Source organism: Staphylococcus sp. HMSC036D05, assembly GCF_001836225.1.
GTDB lineage: Bacteria > Bacillota > Bacilli > Staphylococcales > Staphylococcaceae > Staphylococcus > Staphylococcus caprae.
The window spans coordinates 312,845-328,934 of the sequence record NZ_KV827781.1; the positions used below are offsets into that span (position 1 = coordinate 312,845).

At 35.3% G+C, this 16,090-nt stretch carries 17 protein-coding genes; all 17 read left to right on the forward strand.

Going from position 1 to position 16,090, the window contains the following annotated elements; genetic code table 11:
* Positions 1–152 precede the first annotated feature (152 nt).
* The 17 genes from rpsA (at position 153) to bshA (ending at position 16,089) form a co-directional block, all read left to right on the forward strand.
* A complete protein-coding gene (gene rpsA, locus HMPREF2580_RS06250; protein ID WP_037541457.1) occupies positions 153–1,331 on the forward strand; it encodes a 30S ribosomal protein S1 in 1,179 nt (392 codons plus the stop codon).
* A 218-nt stretch (positions 1,332–1,549) separates the two neighbouring features.
* A complete protein-coding gene (gene der, locus HMPREF2580_RS06255; protein WP_002442974.1) occupies positions 1,550–2,860 on the forward strand; it encodes a ribosome biogenesis GTPase Der in 1,311 nt (436 codons plus the stop codon).
* Between the two features lie 20 nt (positions 2,861–2,880).
* The gene (locus HMPREF2580_RS06260) at positions 2,881–3,879 is read left to right on the forward strand and encodes an NAD(P)H-dependent glycerol-3-phosphate dehydrogenase (RefSeq protein WP_070831243.1); all 999 of its coding nucleotides are present in this window, start codon (positions 2,881–2,883) and stop codon (positions 3,877–3,879) included.
* Between the two features lie 170 nt (positions 3,880–4,049).
* The gene (locus HMPREF2580_RS06265; protein ID WP_001043863.1) at positions 4,050–4,322 is read left to right on the forward strand and encodes an HU family DNA-binding protein; all 273 of its coding nucleotides are present in this window, start codon (positions 4,050–4,052) and stop codon (positions 4,320–4,322) included.
* Between the two features lie 336 nt (positions 4,323–4,658).
* Positions 4,659–5,240 (forward strand): heptaprenyl pyrophosphate synthase subunit A, encoded by a 582-nt coding sequence (locus tag HMPREF2580_RS06270; RefSeq protein ID WP_070831246.1) that lies wholly within the window; start codon positions 4,659–4,661, stop codon positions 5,238–5,240.
* Positions 5,233–5,958: a demethylmenaquinone methyltransferase gene (locus tag HMPREF2580_RS06275; protein WP_070831249.1), complete on the forward strand. Its 726-nt coding sequence runs from the start codon at positions 5,233–5,235 to the stop codon at positions 5,956–5,958. Before HMPREF2580_RS06270 ends, HMPREF2580_RS06275 begins: the two co-directional genes overlap by 8 nt.
* A 1-nt stretch (position 5,959) precedes the next feature.
* On the forward strand, positions 5,960–6,919 hold the full coding sequence (locus tag HMPREF2580_RS06280; protein WP_037541455.1) for a heptaprenyl diphosphate synthase component 1: 960 nt from the start codon (positions 5,960–5,962) through the stop codon (positions 6,917–6,919).
* Positions 6,920–7,064: 145 nt separating this feature from the next.
* Positions 7,065–7,514: a nucleoside-diphosphate kinase gene (gene ndk, locus HMPREF2580_RS06285; RefSeq protein ID WP_037541453.1), complete on the forward strand. Its 450-nt coding sequence runs from the start codon at positions 7,065–7,067 to the stop codon at positions 7,512–7,514.
* A 197-nt stretch (positions 7,515–7,711) separates the two neighbouring features.
* Entirely contained in the window at positions 7,712–8,878 is a 1,167-nt protein-coding gene (gene aroC / locus HMPREF2580_RS06290) for a chorismate synthase (RefSeq protein ID WP_037541452.1), read from the forward strand.
* 27 nt (positions 8,879–8,905) lie between these two features.
* Positions 8,906–9,970: a 3-dehydroquinate synthase gene (aroB, locus tag HMPREF2580_RS06295; protein ID WP_070831252.1), complete on the forward strand. Its 1,065-nt coding sequence runs from the start codon at positions 8,906–8,908 to the stop codon at positions 9,968–9,970.
* A gap of 9 nt (positions 9,971–9,979) precedes the next feature.
* Positions 9,980–11,281 carry a 3-phosphoshikimate 1-carboxyvinyltransferase gene (gene aroA, locus HMPREF2580_RS06300; protein ID WP_070831267.1) on the forward strand — a complete coding sequence of 434 codons (1,302 nt, stop codon included), beginning with the start codon at positions 9,980–9,982 and terminating at the stop codon, positions 11,279–11,281.
* A gap of 3 nt (positions 11,282–11,284) precedes the next feature.
* On the forward strand, positions 11,285–12,529 hold the full coding sequence (locus HMPREF2580_RS06305) for a tetratricopeptide repeat protein (protein WP_070831272.1): 1,245 nt from the start codon (positions 11,285–11,287) through the stop codon (positions 12,527–12,529).
* 19 nt (positions 12,530–12,548) lie between these two features.
* Positions 12,549–13,112, forward strand: a complete 564-nt coding sequence (locus tag HMPREF2580_RS06310; RefSeq protein WP_070831275.1) for a YpiB family protein — start codon at positions 12,549–12,551, stop codon at positions 13,110–13,112.
* Positions 13,109–13,708 carry a DUF1405 domain-containing protein gene (locus HMPREF2580_RS06315; RefSeq protein ID WP_070831278.1) on the forward strand — a complete coding sequence of 200 codons (600 nt, stop codon included), beginning with the start codon at positions 13,109–13,111 and terminating at the stop codon, positions 13,706–13,708. The genes HMPREF2580_RS06310 and HMPREF2580_RS06315 overlap by 4 nt, the downstream gene beginning before the upstream one ends.
* Before the next feature lie 44 nt (positions 13,709–13,752).
* Positions 13,753–14,448 (forward strand): zinc metallopeptidase, encoded by a 696-nt coding sequence (locus HMPREF2580_RS06320; protein ID WP_002442948.1) that lies wholly within the window; start codon positions 13,753–13,755, stop codon positions 14,446–14,448.
* A gap of 165 nt (positions 14,449–14,613) precedes the next feature.
* The gene (locus HMPREF2580_RS06325) at positions 14,614–14,931 is read left to right on the forward strand and encodes a nucleotide pyrophosphohydrolase (protein ID WP_002442946.1); all 318 of its coding nucleotides are present in this window, start codon (positions 14,614–14,616) and stop codon (positions 14,929–14,931) included.
* Between the two features lie 27 nt (positions 14,932–14,958).
* The gene (gene bshA / locus HMPREF2580_RS06330; RefSeq protein ID WP_037541450.1) at positions 14,959–16,089 is read left to right on the forward strand and encodes an N-acetyl-alpha-D-glucosaminyl L-malate synthase BshA; all 1,131 of its coding nucleotides are present in this window, start codon (positions 14,959–14,961) and stop codon (positions 16,087–16,089) included.
* Position 16,090 lies beyond the last annotated feature (1 nt).

Consider the following 16,090-nt stretch of genomic DNA (forward strand, 5'->3'; position numbering starts at 1 on the left):
ATCAATTTTAGGTAATGAACCAAATTTAGACAGAAGCAATTTTAAGATAAAGTAAACCATGTTAAGATTGCCCGTTTGAAAGTAGAATTTCTTGACAATTCTGTCAGTTTATAAGATGTTATAATTATGTAGTGTTTAAGGAGGCAAACAAGATGACTGAAGAATTCAATGAATCAATGATTAATGACATTAAAGAGGGTGACAAAGTCACTGGTGAAGTTCAACAAGTTGAAGATAAACAAGTTGTTGTGCACATTAATGGAGGTAAGTTTAACGGTATCATCCCAATTAGCCAGCTTTCTACTCACCACATCGAGAGCCCAAGTGAAGTAGTGAAAGTCGGCGATGAAGTTGAAGCTTACGTCACTAAAATTGAGTTCGATGAAGAAAATGACTCAGGTGCATACATTTTATCTAAAAGACAACTTGAAACTGAAAAATCATATGAATACTTACAAGAAAAACTTGATAATGATGAAGTGATTGAAGCTGAAGTTACTGAAGTAGTTAAAGGCGGCTTAGTCGTAGATGTTGGTCAAAGAGGATTCGTACCAGCTTCACTAATTTCAACTGATTTCATTGAAGATTTCTCTGTATTTGATGGACAAACTATCCGCATTAAAGTGGAAGAATTAGATCCTGAGAACAATAGAGTCATTTTAAGCCGTAAAGCTGTAGAACAAGCTGAAAACGATGTTAAAAAAGCATCGCTATTAGATTCACTTAGCGAAGGCGATGTGATTGATGGTAAAGTGGCTCGCCTAACTAACTTCGGTGCTTTCATTGATATTGGTGGTGTGGATGGTTTAGTTCACGTATCCGAATTATCTCATGAACATGTTCAATCACCAGAAGAAGTGGTATCAGTTGGTGACGAAGTAAAAGTTAAAGTTAAATCTGTTGAGAAAGATTCTGAACGTATTTCTTTATCTATTAAAGATACTTTACCAACACCTTTTGAAAATATTAAAGGTAAATTCCACGAAGATGACGTGATTGAAGGTACTGTAGTACGTCTAGCTAACTTTGGTGCATTTGTAGAGATTGCACCTGCAGTACAAGGCTTAGTTCACATTTCTGAAATCGATCATAAACATATCGGTTCACCAAGTGAAAAATTAGAACCAGGTCAACAAGTAAATGTTAAAATTTTAGGTATTGATGAAGAAAATGAACGAATTTCATTATCTATCAAAGCAACATTACCTAAAGAAGATGTGATTGAAAGTGATGAATCCACAACTCAATCTTATCTAGACAACGATAACGATGAAGACAATCCAACTTTAGGTGATGTTTTCGGAGATAAATTTAAAGACCTTAAATTCTAATAGTAATAATTAAATTTCTTGTCTAATGTATGTTACAAACTCCAATTAAGTCTTAGAACAATGAATGCGTTCTTTGAACATTAATTGGGGTTTTTATTTTTTTAAATTAAAAAACAACTATACATATTCACATATCATCAATGCGACTTACTACAGTTTTGAATACGCGCATTCATGTGATAAAATTATAGAGATTAAGAAAGAGAGGAAGTTACCTTATGACTAAACCTATAGTGGCAATTGTGGGTAAACCAAACGTTGGGAAATCTACAATTTTTAATAGAGTAGTCGGTGAGCGTGTATCAATCGTTGAAGATACGCCAGGCGTAACACGAGACCGAATTTACTCGTCAGGTGAATGGTTAACTCATGAATTTAATATCATCGATACAGGTGGTATTGAAATTGGAGATGCACCTTTCCAAACACAAATACGTGCACAAGCAGAAATTGCGATTGATGAAGCGGATGTTATCATTTTTATGGTAAACGTAAGGGAAGGTCTGACTCAAAGTGATGAAATGGTTGCACAAATGTTGTATAAATCTAAGAAACCTGTAGTTCTAGCAGTGAATAAAGTCGACAATCCAGAAATGCGAAATGATATTTATGATTTCTATTCATTAGGTTTCGGAGATCCGTATCCAATTTCTGGTTCACACGGCCTAGGCCTTGGGGATTTATTAGATGCTGTGGTGGAGAACTTTGGCGAAGAAACTGAAGATCCATATGACGAAGATACAATTAGATTGTCTATTATTGGTAGACCTAATGTGGGAAAATCTAGTCTAGTTAATGCAATTTTAGGTGAAGAACGTGTTATCGTTTCTAATGTTGCAGGTACGACGAGAGATGCAGTCGATACAGAATATACATATGAAGATCAAGATTATGTATTAATTGATACTGCTGGTATGCGTAAGAAAGGTAAAGTTTACGAATCAACTGAAAAGTACTCCGTCTTACGTGCATTAAAAGCAATCGAACGATCAAATGTAGTCCTCGTTGTTATAGATGCTGAACAAGGGATTATCGAACAAGACAAACGTGTAGCAGGATATGCGCACGAAGAAGGTAAAGCTATCGTCATTGTTGTAAATAAATGGGATACAGTTGAAAAAGATAGTAAAACGATGAAGAAGTTTACTGAAGACGTTAGAAATGAATTTCAATTCTTAGATTATGCTCAAATTGCATTTGTTTCTGCTAAAGAGAGCTTACGTTTGAGAACACTTTTCCCATATATCAAGGAAGCAAGTGAAAATCATAAGAAACGTGTACAAAGCTCAACACTTAACGAAGTGGTAACCGATGCAATCTCAATGAATCCAACACCTACTGATAAAGGTAGAAGATTAAATGTATTTTACACGACGCAAGTTGCGATCGAACCTCCTACATTTGTCGTGTTCGTCAACGATGTAGAATTAATGCACTTCTCTTACAAACGTTACTTAGAGAACCAAATTAGAGATGCATTTGGATTTGAAGGAACACCAATCCATATTATTCCTAGAAAAAGAAATTAATCAACAAAGGGGATTTAAAGATGACAAAGATTACAGTATTTGGTATGGGTAGTTTTGGTACTGCACTAGCTAATGTCTTAGCACAAAATGGTCACGATGTATTAATGTGGGGTAAAAATAACGATAGTGTAGAAGAATTAAATACACACCACATGAATAAGAACTATTTAAAAGAAGCGAAATTAGAAGAGTCTATTCAAGCGACGACAGATCTTAAACAAGCTACTCAATTCTCAGATATTTTTCTTATGGCTTTACCTACAAAAGCAATGAGAGAAGTCGCTTCAAACATAGATGAAATGCTTGAATCGAAGAAAACATTTATCCATGTTGCTAAAGGTATTGAGAATGGGACGTTCAAACGTGTATCTGAGATGTTAGAAGATTCTATTTCACCAGAACATAATGCTGGTATTGGAGTGCTTTCTGGTCCAAGTCACGCTGAAGAAGTTGTAATTAAACAACCAACAACGGTGGCTGCATCTTCTAAAGATGAGAAGATTAGTGCTTTAATTCAAGATTTATTTATGAATGACTATCTTAGAGTCTACACAAACAACGACCTTGTCGGCGTAGAACTAGGTGGTGCACTAAAAAATATTATTGCTGTTGCAAGTGGTATTGTTGCAGGTATGGGCTTTGGAGACAATGCTAAGGCTGCATTAATGACACGTGGATTAGCAGAAATTAGTCGCTTAGGCGAAAAGTTAGGCGCTGACCCTATGACTTTCTTAGGTTTAGGTGGTATAGGCGATTTAATAGTTACATGTACGTCAACACATTCTCGAAATTTCACACTTGGTTATAAATTAGGCCAAGGTAAAACAATGGACGATGCATTAAAAGAAATGAACATGGTTGTTGAAGGGGTTTACACTACAAAATCTGTTTATCACTTAGCTAAAGAAGAAAATGTAGATATGCCAATTACAAGTGCATTGTATCGAGTATTATTCGAAGATATACCTGTTAAAGATAGTGTTAAAGAATTGATGGGAAGAGATAAAAAAGCTGAATAATTAGTGTATTATTACTATTTTTGAGCGAATATTTATAAATTTAATTGCAAATCGCGTAAAATCAACGTTTCTGTTGTATAAATCGTTGCGATGACAGTAATCAGTGTGTTAAAGTCATAGCATAATGATATCAAGCATATCATTATAAAACCTCAGGAGGTGAATTCATAATGAATAAAACTGATTTAATTAATGCAGTTGCAGAACAAGCAGACTTAACTAAAAAAGAAGCTGGTTCAGCAGTTGACGCTGTTTTCGAATCAATCCAAAACTCACTTGCTAAAGGTGAAAAAGTACAATTAATCGGTTTCGGTAACTTCGAGGTACGTGAACGTGCTGCTCGTAAAGGCCGTAACCCTCAAACAGGTAAAGAAATTGACATCCCTGCAAGTAAAGTACCAGCATTCAAAGCTGGTAAAGCATTAAAAGATGCTGTTAAATAATTTTACTTACTAAAAAAGCCCCTCAGGGGCTTTTTTAATTATTTTAGAACGCCTAATTTTTAAAAATTATAGGCGTTCTTATGCATTAGTCATCAGACTAATGTAATCCTTTTTACATTCTTTATATAGGCGTTCCAATTATATAACATTTAATCTGAACCTATGAGGCCCCACAATGTAATAGGTTCATTTTTTTACATAACTAAAGATAAATGTGCTTTTTACAACCTAACATATAAATAGATGCGTAATTACTACAAAAGAACAACTCCTATAGATTTTATTTTCATACATATAATGTTACTATTAGTTATGATAATATCGTGAGGTGTGAACATGGAAACGACAATAAGCAAACTAAACAGACAAATAGAACATAAGCTTAAAGGGATTAATGATTATGAATCAATACATATTAATTCATCTTTAAGTGCTTTATTAGATTCATATCAAATTCCTGAGATAGCTAAACTTGCTTGCCTCACTATTGACACTTCAATGCGTCATTTAGATGATATTACTAAAAATAACTTATCAAAGAACGCAATTTTAATAGGTGATTTATTAAGTGCTCATTATTATACCTTGCTAGCGGAAATGGATGACCCTTCATATCAATTAAATATGAGTAAAGCCATAGTAAAAGTGAATGAGCTTAAATCTTCGCTTCATCAACACGCTCTGCCTAAACAAGACATAAATGAAGCTATCATCGATATTGAAGTGCTATTCCCATATATTACAATTTCTCATTTCAAAGATGACGTTGATAAATTCGTTTTATTTGAAGACTTAACTTCAAAATATGAGGGTTATTATCCATCATATTTAAAACAATATACGAAAGATGCAATTGATCAATTTTTCAAAGATATTAATCAAAGCTATACAAAAAGAAGAGGTAATGAACATGGCTGAAAATCAAGCAAAAAAAGAACAAGTACATACAGTATTTCAAAATATTTCGCAAAAATACGATAGATTAAATAATATTATTAGCTTTGAACAGCACAAAGTTTGGAGAAAACATGTGATGAAAGACATGCGTGTCGAAGAAGGTAGTAAAGCCCTAGACGTATGTTGCGGCACAGCAGACTGGACAATTGCGCTAAGTAAAGCAGTAGGTGACAGCGGTCAAGTGACTGGTTTAGACTTCAGTGAAAATATGCTCGAAGTTGGTAAGGAAAAAACGGCTTCATTAAATAACGTTGAACTTGTACATGGTGATGCGATGAATTTACCATTTGAAGACAATACATTCGATTACGTGACTGTAGGATTTGGACTTAGAAACGTCCCTGATTATTTAGGCGCATTAAAGGAAATGCACCGTGTGCTTAAACCAGGCGGTAAGGTCGTATGTCTTGAAACAAGTCAACCAACATTACCAGTATTTAAACAAGTTTACAGTCTTTACTTTAAATTTGTTATGCCTATTTTCGGAAAAATGTTCGCAAAATCAAAAGAAGAGTATGAATGGTTACAACAATCGACATTTAATTTTCCTGATAAACAAACGTTGAAACGTTTATTCTTTGAAGCAGGATTCAACGATATCAAAGTACGTAGCTTTACAGGTGGCGTTGCTGCAATGCACCTTGGCTATAAAGAAAAAGATTCTACCAAAGGTGATTAACGTGGCAAAGTTAAACATTAATAACGAAATTAAAAAGGTTGAAGACCGTCTACAACATGCGATTAAAAGTTCTGACCAAACTTTAGAGGATGCTGCTTTCCATTTATTATCTTCAGGTGGTAAAAGGGTAAGACCTGTTTTTGTTATTTTAAGCAGTCAATTCGGTGATAGTAAAGACACTTCAGAGAATACGTATCGCGTTGCCGTAGCTTTAGAACTTATTCATATGGCGACTTTAGTTCACGACGATGTTATAGATAAGAGCGACAAGAGACGTGGACGTCCTACGATTTCTAAGAAATGGGATCAAACGACAGCCATTTTGACAGGTAACTTTTTACTTGCTTTAGGTCTTCAACATTTATCTGAAATTAAAGATAGCCGTGTACATAACATCATCTCTAAATCTATCGTTGATGTATGTAAGGGCGAATTGTTCCAATTCCAAGATCAATTTAATAGCGACCAAAATATCACTAATTATTTGCGACGTATCAACCGTAAAACTGCGTTGTTGATTCAACTAGCCACTGAAGTTGGCGCTCTAACTTCTAATGCTTCAGACGAAGTGGTTCGTAAATTAAAAATGATTGGCCATTATATTGGAATGAGTTTCCAAATCATTGATGACGTATTAGATTTCACAAGTTCTGAAAAGAAATTAGGCAAACCTGTAGGGAGTGACCTCATGAATGGTCATATTACTTTGCCTGTACTTTTAGAAATGAGAAAAGATCAAGCGTTCAAACAAAAAGTTGCTGATTTAAACCCTGAAAGCCCACAATCAGCATTTGATGAATGTATCGAAACGATCAGAACATCACAAAGCATTGAAGAGTCAAAAGTTATAAGCGAAAAATATTTAAATAAAGCAATTAAGCTTATTGACGAGTTAGAGGACAACCCAAATAAAGCACTATTTAGAAAATTAATTAAAAAAATGGGCAGTAGAAATAAGTAAGTTCTGTGACAAGAGTTGAAAGCGTTTTACTATCCTGTTACTATGGAAAGGTGGCAGGATAAATTGCTTATCTTGTTAAATAGGATTTATTACCTATACATATTTCGGTAAATGAATGAAACATATTCACAGGGGGAAGCACAAAGTGGAACGTACATTTTTAATGATTAAACCAGATGCAGTACAAAGAAATTTAATTGGAGAAATTGTTTCTAGAATTGAAAACAAAGGGCTAAAACTTGTAGGCGGTAAACTAATGCAAGTTCCTAAAGAATTAGCTGAAAAACATTACAGTGAACATGAAGGAAAACCTTTCTATGAAAAGTTAATTTCATTTATTACTTCAGCTCCTGTATTTGCAATGGTTGTAGAAGGTGAAGACGCTGTTGCAGTATCTCGTCACATTATCGGTAGTACAAACCCTTCTGAAGCAGCACCAGGCACTATTAGAGGTGACCTTGGTTTAACAGTAGGAAGAAATATTATTCACGGTTCTGATTCTGTTGAATCTGCACAACGTGAAATTAAATTATGGTTTAGCAGTAATGAAATTGCTGACTACACTTCACCAAGAGAAGATTGGTTATACGAATAAAAATTTATATAAATGAATTTCATTTTATCCACATAGAACTGATTTAACTTATGTTAAGTCAGTTCTTTTTGTGTTTTCTTTTGGAAAATATAATTGACGATGAGAACTTCCAAGACTTATGTTGTGTGAATGAATATGATAATATATTAAACATATTACAATTTAATGCAATAAAGAATAGAAAGGAGTGTGCGCTCATGAGATACCTCACTTCTGGTGAATCACATGGTCCACAACTTACAGTCATCATTGAAGGTGTACCAGCTAATTTAGAAATTAAAGCTGAAGATATTAATAAGGAAATGTTTAAACGTCAAGGCGGATACGGACGAGGACGACGCATGCAAATCGAAAAAGATGCAGTCGAAATTGTATCTGGTGTAAGAAACGGTTTTACACTTGGTAGTCCAATCACTTTGGTCGTCACTAATGATGATTTTACGCATTGGAGAAAAATAATGGGCGCCGCACCAATCAGCGATGAAGAACGAGAAAACATGAAGCGTACAATCACGAAACCAAGACCTGGCCATGCCGATCTTGTTGGGGGAATGAAGTATAATCACCGTGATTTAAGAAATGTTTTAGAACGTTCATCCGCAAGAGAAACTGCAGCACGTGTTGCAGTCGGCGCTGTGTCTAAAATTTTACTAGAACAACTAGATATTCATATGTACAGTCGTGTTGTAGAAATCGGTGGTATTAAAGACGAAGGGCTATATGATACTGAGACGTTCAAAGCAAATATAGACAAAAATGATGTACGTGTGATTAATGAAGACATAGCACAACACATGCGCGACAAAATCGATGAAGCGAAGAAAGAAGGAGACTCCATCGGTGGCGTAGTCCAAGTCATGGCAGAGAATATGCCTGTAGGTGTGGGAAGTTACGTTCATTATGATCGTAAACTAGATGGCCGAATCGCACAGGGTGTCGTCAGTATTAATGCCTTTAAAGGGGTCAGTTTTGGTGAAGGATTTAAAGCAGCTGAAAAACCTGGTAGCGAAATACAAGATGAAATACATTATGATAGCGAGAAAGGTTACCATAGAGGCTCTAATCATCTCGGAGGATTTGAAGGCGGCATGAGTAACGGAATGCCTATTATCGTAAATGGGGTAATGAAACCAATTCCTACACTATATAAACCTTTAAATTCAGTTGACATTAACACAAAAGAAGATTTCAAAGCGACTATAGAACGATCTGATAGCTGCGCTGTCCCTGCTGCAAGTGTAGTTTGTGAACATGTGGTTGCTTTCGAATTAGCGAAAGCTTTACTGGAAGAATTCCAATCTAATCATATCGACCAATTAAAAGCTCAAATTGAAGAACGTCGCCAATTGAACATTGAATTTTAACCCCATCATGCTAATAGAGGTGATAAGATGAAACTTGAAACAACTTATGAAAGTAACAACTATCCAATTATAGTAGAACATCATGCTATTAAATATTTGAACACATATATTAAAGATTATGACAAAGTATTCTTTATTATTGATGACAATGTGTATCATCAATTTTCCGAAAAAATCAATAGCCTGATTTCTAAACATCACGCTGAACACATCATCATACCTGCTGGTGAACAATCAAAAACATTTGCACAATATCAACAAACGATTGAATCATTATTAAGCAAACAGCTCACACGTAACACATGTATCATCGCATTAGGCGGCGGTGCAACAGGGGATTTCGCCGGATTTGTTGCAGCTACATTATTGAGAGGTGTTGGATTTATCCAAGTTCCGACGACAATATTAGCGCACGATTCAAGCGTCGGAGGAAAGGTAGGCATTAACTCGCAGCACGGTAAAAATTTGATAGGTGCATTTTATCGTCCAAATGCCGTCATCTATGATTTAGATTTCTTAGAAACTTTGCCTTATAGCGAAATATTGAGTGGATATGCAGAAGTTTATAAGCACGCCTTACTGAATGGTAAGGAAGCAACCACTCACATCGAGCACAACTTCAATACCCACGACGATTTATCATCTTTGAAGAACTTAGATGACTACCTATTCAAAGGCATTCAAACGAAATTAAACATTGTCGTTGAAGATGAAAAAGAAAAAGGTACAAGAAAATTCCTTAATTTAGGACATACCTTTGGTCACGCAGTTGAATATGAACATAAAATACCACACGGTCATGCTGTAATGATTGGTATTTTATATCAATTTATCGTTGCAAATGAGATATTGGGTACAAATTATGATGTTCAACACTTTATCCATTACATGCAACGTTTGAATTATCCTTTAGACATCATATCTCAACTTAATTTTGATGACACGTATCGCTTCATGTTACTAGATAAAAAGAACAATAAAGAAGGTATCCAAATGGTTTTACTTCAAGATTGGGGTAAACCCATTGTTGTTCATGTTAATAAGGCAACACATATTAAAGCATTTCATGTATTACAATCATATATAAGGTAGGTGAACAACATGTCCACAAGCGAAATCATTGATATTCACGGCCCACTGAAAGGTGAAATTGAAGTTCCCGGCGATAAATCTATGACACACCGCGCGATAATGCTCGCCTCTCTAGCCACTGGGCAAACAACAATTTTTAAACCTTTGTTAGGCGAAGATTGTCGCAGAACCATGGAAATTTTTAAATTATTAGGCGTTTCTATCACTGAAAATGAGGACACAATCGTTATCGATTCACCTGGTTATCAACATTTTCATACGCCACATCAAGTGTTATATACTGGTAATTCTGGTACAACTACGCGTCTACTCGCTGGGTTACTCAGCGGATTGGGTATCGAGAGCGTACTTTCAGGTGATGTTTCAATTGGTAAACGTCCAATGGATCGGGTGCTTAAACCACTATTAAAAATGAATGCACGTATATCAGGAGTAGAGGATAATTACACACCGTTAATTATTAAGCCATCAACCATTAAAGGTATCGATTACCAAATGGAAGTTGCGAGTGCTCAAGTAAAAAGTGCGATTCTATTTGCGAGTATCTTTTCAAAAGAAGCAACCACAGTAACTGAAATTGATGTAAGTAGAAACCATACTGAAACAATGTTCGAGCATTTCAATATACCAATCAAAGTCGACGGCAAAACAATACAAACATGTCCAAACGCTATCCAACATATTAAAGCAAAGGATTTCCACGTCCCTGGAGATATCTCATCAGCGGCATTCTTTATTGTTGCAGCACTCATTACTCCAGGTAGTGATATCACAATTCATAATGTTGGCATTAACCCTACACGTTCAGGTATCATAGACATCGTTGAACAAATGGGAGGAAACATTGAACTCAGTCATGTCACTGAAGAAGCTGAACCCACAGCATCGATTCGCGTGAAATATACACCGAATTTAAAGCCATTGACGATTGAAGGCGATATCGTTCCAAGAGCGATCGACGAACTACCTGTAATTGCGTTATTGTGTACACAAGCTTCAGGTACATGTATCATCAAAGATGCAGAAGAATTAAAGGTCAAAGAAACGAATCGTATCGATACGACTGCAGATATGCTAGGTATGTTAGGATTTCGTTTGCAACCTACAAATGATGGTTTGATTATACATCCATCTGAATTTAAAGCGAGTGCAACAGTTGATAGTCAAACAGATCACCGTATTGGCATGATGTTGGCAGTTGCTTCACTTTTAAGTTCCGAGCCTTTAACCATTGAGCAATTTGATGCTGTCAATGTCTCATTCCCAGGTTTCTTACCAAAATTAAAGCTTTTAGAAAATGAGGGAAAATAAACCATGGAAGATATCTATAAATTAATAGACGATATCAATCTACAAAAATTAGACAATTTAGACTCTCGTGTGAATGAAGCATTAAGTTCTAACAATGACGATGCATTATTCATTCTTGGTGAAACCCTCTACAATTTCGGGTTAACACCTCAAGGTTTAGAAGTTTTTAGAACGTTGTATCATAAATATCCAGACGAAAGTGAGTTACTCATTTACTTTATCGAAGGACTCATGTCTGAGAATCAAACAGATGAAGCATTAGAATACTTAGCTGAAGTAGAAACTTCTACAGAGAAATTAATGCTCGAAGCTGATTTATACCAACAAATCAATATGTTGGAAGTCGCGATTGATAAACTTCAAGATGCATTAGAACTTGAACCAAACGATCCGATTATTCATTTTGCGTTAGCGGAATTACTTTACTACGATGGCCAATATTTACGAGCTACAACAGAATATGAAACTGTTTTAGAAACTGGTGAATATCAAGTCAATGGTGTGAATTTATTTTCAAGAATGGCTGATTGCAGTTTACAAAGTGGTAACTACACGGATGCCATTGGTTTATTCGATGAAATCAGTGAAGAGGAAATGGTTTCAGAAGATTATTTCAAGAAAGCTATTGCATATGAGAAGAATGACCTCACACAAGAAGCAATTAAAATTATGAAGACTTTACTTTCTAAAGATCCAGACTTTATACAAGGGTATTTCTATCTTCAATCTCTCTACGAAAATGAAAAAAATTACCCTGATGCGATCGAAACTGGTAAAGAAGGGCTTCGACTTAGCCAATTCTATAAAGAACTGATGGTTTCTACAGGGAGCTTGGAAATTGAACATGGCGATGCCAATGAAGGTGTCGAATTATTAAAACAAGCATTAGAAGTTGACAATGCGTACCATGAACCGTTATTAATCTTAAGTGATTTATATCGTAGCGAAGAAGATTACGAAGCGATTATTGAACTTCTCACTTTCGTGGATGAAGAAGATTTAGACCCTGTATTTATGTGGCATTTAGCGTATGCATATGGTCAAGAAGAAAGAGACAAAGAAGCACAACATTTCTTTGAACTCGCATATCCGACATTACAGACACAATCGGAATTCTTAGGTGACTATTACTTCTACTTATTAGAAATCGGTCACAAAGACGAAGCGAAAGCGATTTTAAATCAATTATTAGACATTGATCCTAGTAATGAAACTTGGCATGATGAAGCTATGAGAATGCAATCGTAAGTGGAGTGGGTGAATATAAATGAATGAATCGCTCATACGAATGAAACAAAGCTTTCTAGAATACCTGTTGTTTCATTATCGATTCAAATCGAGAATTACCGTTTGGGTGTTAAACTATTTGAAAGCCAATCATGATAAACTCAATTTGGTACATTTTGTAAATGACAAAATTAAACAGCATCATACATTAGAAATTGCAGAAGTGAACACACACGCTTCTGCAATTCAATTTACGACAGAAGATGAAACGTATATTAATACAAATGAAATCTTTGATTATATCGCAAACCATACTATTCGTTTAGATATTCAGATTCATTTTGCAAAAAACCACCAAGAACCACGTCTCGATGATTTAATATTAGCGCAACTCATGCATTCGCCTAGTTATTCTTCTTATGTGCAAGATTTATACGCCATTTCTATGAATCAAAGAAAGCAAACGTCACTAATTGAGAATATTCAAGATAATATCGATTTAAGTTTACAAATGAATGAACCTGAGCGGTTTTATCAGCTCACACAAATACTAAATGCCTTAAAAGCAAGACATGTGGATTCAACTTATGAGGAAGAGCGATGAATACGTACAAGTGGATATGGGAGACAAGCCTTTACCAAAGATGGATACTCATCATACTGCTCATATGTAATATATTAGGAACCATCTATGGATATGATTGGTATAGCGGACAACTATTTATCACACCAAACTATTTCAAACCATTTGTACCAGATAGTCCTACAGCTTCACTATTCTTGTGTATATCCATCCTATTCATGCTATTTAATAGAAATATAGCTATCATTGATGCTTTAGCATTTGTGACACTGTTTAAGTATGGTGTATGGGCTGTGATTATGAATATTTTAATGATTGCAGAACAAGGCGAAGCTACAATCAATGGTGTGATGCTGATACTTTCACATGGCATAATGGCGTGCGAGGCAATCTATTTTTATCCGAGATTTAAAGTGACTATTTTGGGTTTTATTGTTAGTTTTATATGGGTGTGCATCAACGATGTCATAGACTATGGTTACGGACAATTCCCATACTATGATTTTATTGCTTCACATACAGCACAAATCGGGGTATTATCAGTATGTCTCAGTTTCATTGCTTTAATTTTATATTTATTTTTAAAGCGATTTTTGAAAGTTAAAACATTTGATTAAACATTAATTTGACAGTAAAATAATACTAAAGGAGAGTGAGTTTATTGTCTTTAATATCTATGATTATATATTTCGTAATATTAATGGTCATCCCAATGTGGGCTCAACACAAAGTTAAATCTAATTATGAAAAGTACTCACAAGTGAGATCCACAAGTGGTAAAACTGGACGAGAAGTTGCTGAGGAAATTCTACATGCTAATGGCATTTACGATGTCGATGTAGTTAAAGGTGACGGATTCTTAACAGACCACTATGACCCTAGTAAAAAAGTTGTTTGTTTATCTCCTGCAAACTACGATAGACCTTCAGTTGCTGGTACAGCAATTGCAGCCCACGAAGTTGGACACGCAATTCAACATCAGCAAGGTTATGCACCATTAAGATTTAGAAGTGCATTAGTACCTCTAGCAAATATCGGTAGTTCATTAAGCTACATTGTTATTATGTTAGGTATCGTGTTAACTGCATTCGGTAGTGTATTTGGTTCAACTGCACTTTGGATTGGTGCTGGGCTAATGTCACTTGCAGTATTATTCTCAATCGTGACATTACCTGTAGAGTTTAACGCAAGTTCTCGAGCTATGAAGCAAATTACTGCGTTAAATATCGTAAATGAGAAAGAATACAAACATGCTAAGAAAGTGCTATCTGCCGCTGCAATGACTTATGTAGCTTCTACAGCAGTAGCATTAGCTGAACTTGCACGTATTATTTTACTTGCAAGATCAAGCGACTAATTAAATACGAACACTTCAACCTGGTTGAGTTTACATTCCGATGTAACACTTGCCAGGTTTTTTTATTTTTCAAAATAACAAATGATTCTAAATTGCACTTGAAATGCATCAGCCACTAAATTGTAATATACTATATGAGAAACGCATTAAAGGAGATTGTCATTTATGAAATCGATGGAGCAAATGCAAAGGGAAGTCGACGAATATATTAGTCAATTTAAAGCTGGTTATTTCTCGCCACTCGCAAATCTTGCAAGAATGACAGAAGAAGTTGGAGAATTAGCGAGAGAAATTAATCATTATTACGGTGAAAAGAAAAAGAAAGATTCCGAAGCTGACAATTCAATTAAAGCAGAATTAGGCGATAACTTATTTGTATTATTATGTATCGCCAATTCACTAGGTATAGACATGACCGAGAGCTTTAATGAAACAATGGATAAATTTAATACACGTGATAAGAATCGTTTCGAAAGAAAATAAGTTAAGTTAAAGAAAGGATGGGCGCAAATGAAAATTGGTATTACTTGTTACCCGTCCATGGGAGGCTCTGGAATTATTGCTACAGAGCTAGGCATCAAATTGGCAGAACGCGGTCACGACATTCATTTTATTACTTCAAATATTCCTTTTAGAATCCGCAAGCCATTGCCAAATATTACTTTCCACCAGGTTGAAGTAAATCAGTACGCTGTTTTCCAATATCCACCTTATGATATTACATTAAGCACGAAAATATCAGATGTTATCCAAGAGTATGATTTAGACATCTTACATATGCATTATGCTGTACCACATGCAGTTTGTGGTATTTTAGCGAAACAAATGTCAGGAAAAGATGTCAAAATAATGACGACACTTCATGGTACCGACATTACTGTTCTCGGTTACGATCATTCCTTGAAGAATGCCATTAAATTCGGTATTGAAGAAAGTGATATTGTAACAAGTGTAAGTCGTTCGCTCGCACAACAAACCTATGAAATTATAGATACAGATAAAGAAATTGTACCGATATATAATTTCGTTCGTGAAAATGAATTTCCAACATGTCATAACGAAGAATTAAAAGAAAGTTATGGTATCGCACCTGAAGAAAAGGTCTTAATCCATGTTTCAAATTTCCGAAAGGTCAAACGTATCGATACCATTATTGAAACGTTTGCGAAAGTACGTGAACGTATACCAAGTAAATTAATATTACTGGGTGATGGTCCAGAATTATTAGATATGCGTCAAAAAGCGCGTGAGCTCGATGTAGAAGAACATGTGTTATTCTTAGGCAAACAAAATGATGTCAGCGCATTCTACCAATTATCTGACCTTGTGCTACTTTTAAGTGAAAAGGAAAGCTTTGGTCTCACATTATTAGAAGCAATGAAAACAGGTGTATTACCGATTGGTACAAATGCAGGTGGCATTAAAGAAGTGATTAAACATGAAGAAACAGGTTACATCGTGGATATTGGCGATAGTGAGCAAGCAGCACAATATGCAATACGATTATTAGAAGATGAGGCACTTTATACAGAGATGCAATCACGTATGCTTGATGATATACGTGACCGCTTCGCTTCAGAACTAATTACAGATCAATACGAGCACTATTATCAAAAAATGTTAGAACAAGGTGAAAACTGAG

Coding starts and splice junctions, on each gene's coding strand:
- bshA (WP_037541450.1), top strand. CDS start 14,959: ATGAAAATTGGTATTACTTGTTACCCGTCCATGGGAGGCTCTGGAATT.
- HMPREF2580_RS06305 (WP_070831272.1), top strand. CDS start 11,285: ATGGAAGATATCTATAAATTAATAGACGATATCAATCTACAAAAATTA.
- der (WP_002442974.1), top strand. CDS start 1,550: ATGACTAAACCTATAGTGGCAATTGTGGGTAAACCAAACGTTGGGAAA.
- HMPREF2580_RS06270 (WP_070831246.1), top strand. CDS start 4,659: ATGGAAACGACAATAAGCAAACTAAACAGACAAATAGAACATAAGCTT.
- aroB (WP_070831252.1), top strand. CDS start 8,906: ATGAAACTTGAAACAACTTATGAAAGTAACAACTATCCAATTATAGTA.
- HMPREF2580_RS06325 (WP_002442946.1), top strand. CDS start 14,614: ATGAAATCGATGGAGCAAATGCAAAGGGAAGTCGACGAATATATTAGT.
- HMPREF2580_RS06310 (WP_070831275.1), top strand. CDS start 12,549: ATGAATGAATCGCTCATACGAATGAAACAAAGCTTTCTAGAATACCTG.
- rpsA (WP_037541457.1), top strand. CDS start 153: ATGACTGAAGAATTCAATGAATCAATGATTAATGACATTAAAGAGGGT.
- HMPREF2580_RS06315 (WP_070831278.1), top strand. CDS start 13,109: ATGAATACGTACAAGTGGATATGGGAGACAAGCCTTTACCAAAGATGG.
- HMPREF2580_RS06265 (WP_001043863.1), top strand. CDS start 4,050: ATGAATAAAACTGATTTAATTAATGCAGTTGCAGAACAAGCAGACTTA.
- aroC (WP_037541452.1), top strand. CDS start 7,712: ATGAGATACCTCACTTCTGGTGAATCACATGGTCCACAACTTACAGTC.
- HMPREF2580_RS06260 (WP_070831243.1), top strand. CDS start 2,881: ATGACAAAGATTACAGTATTTGGTATGGGTAGTTTTGGTACTGCACTA.
- HMPREF2580_RS06275 (WP_070831249.1), top strand. CDS start 5,233: ATGGCTGAAAATCAAGCAAAAAAAGAACAAGTACATACAGTATTTCAA.
- aroA (WP_070831267.1), top strand. CDS start 9,980: ATGTCCACAAGCGAAATCATTGATATTCACGGCCCACTGAAAGGTGAA.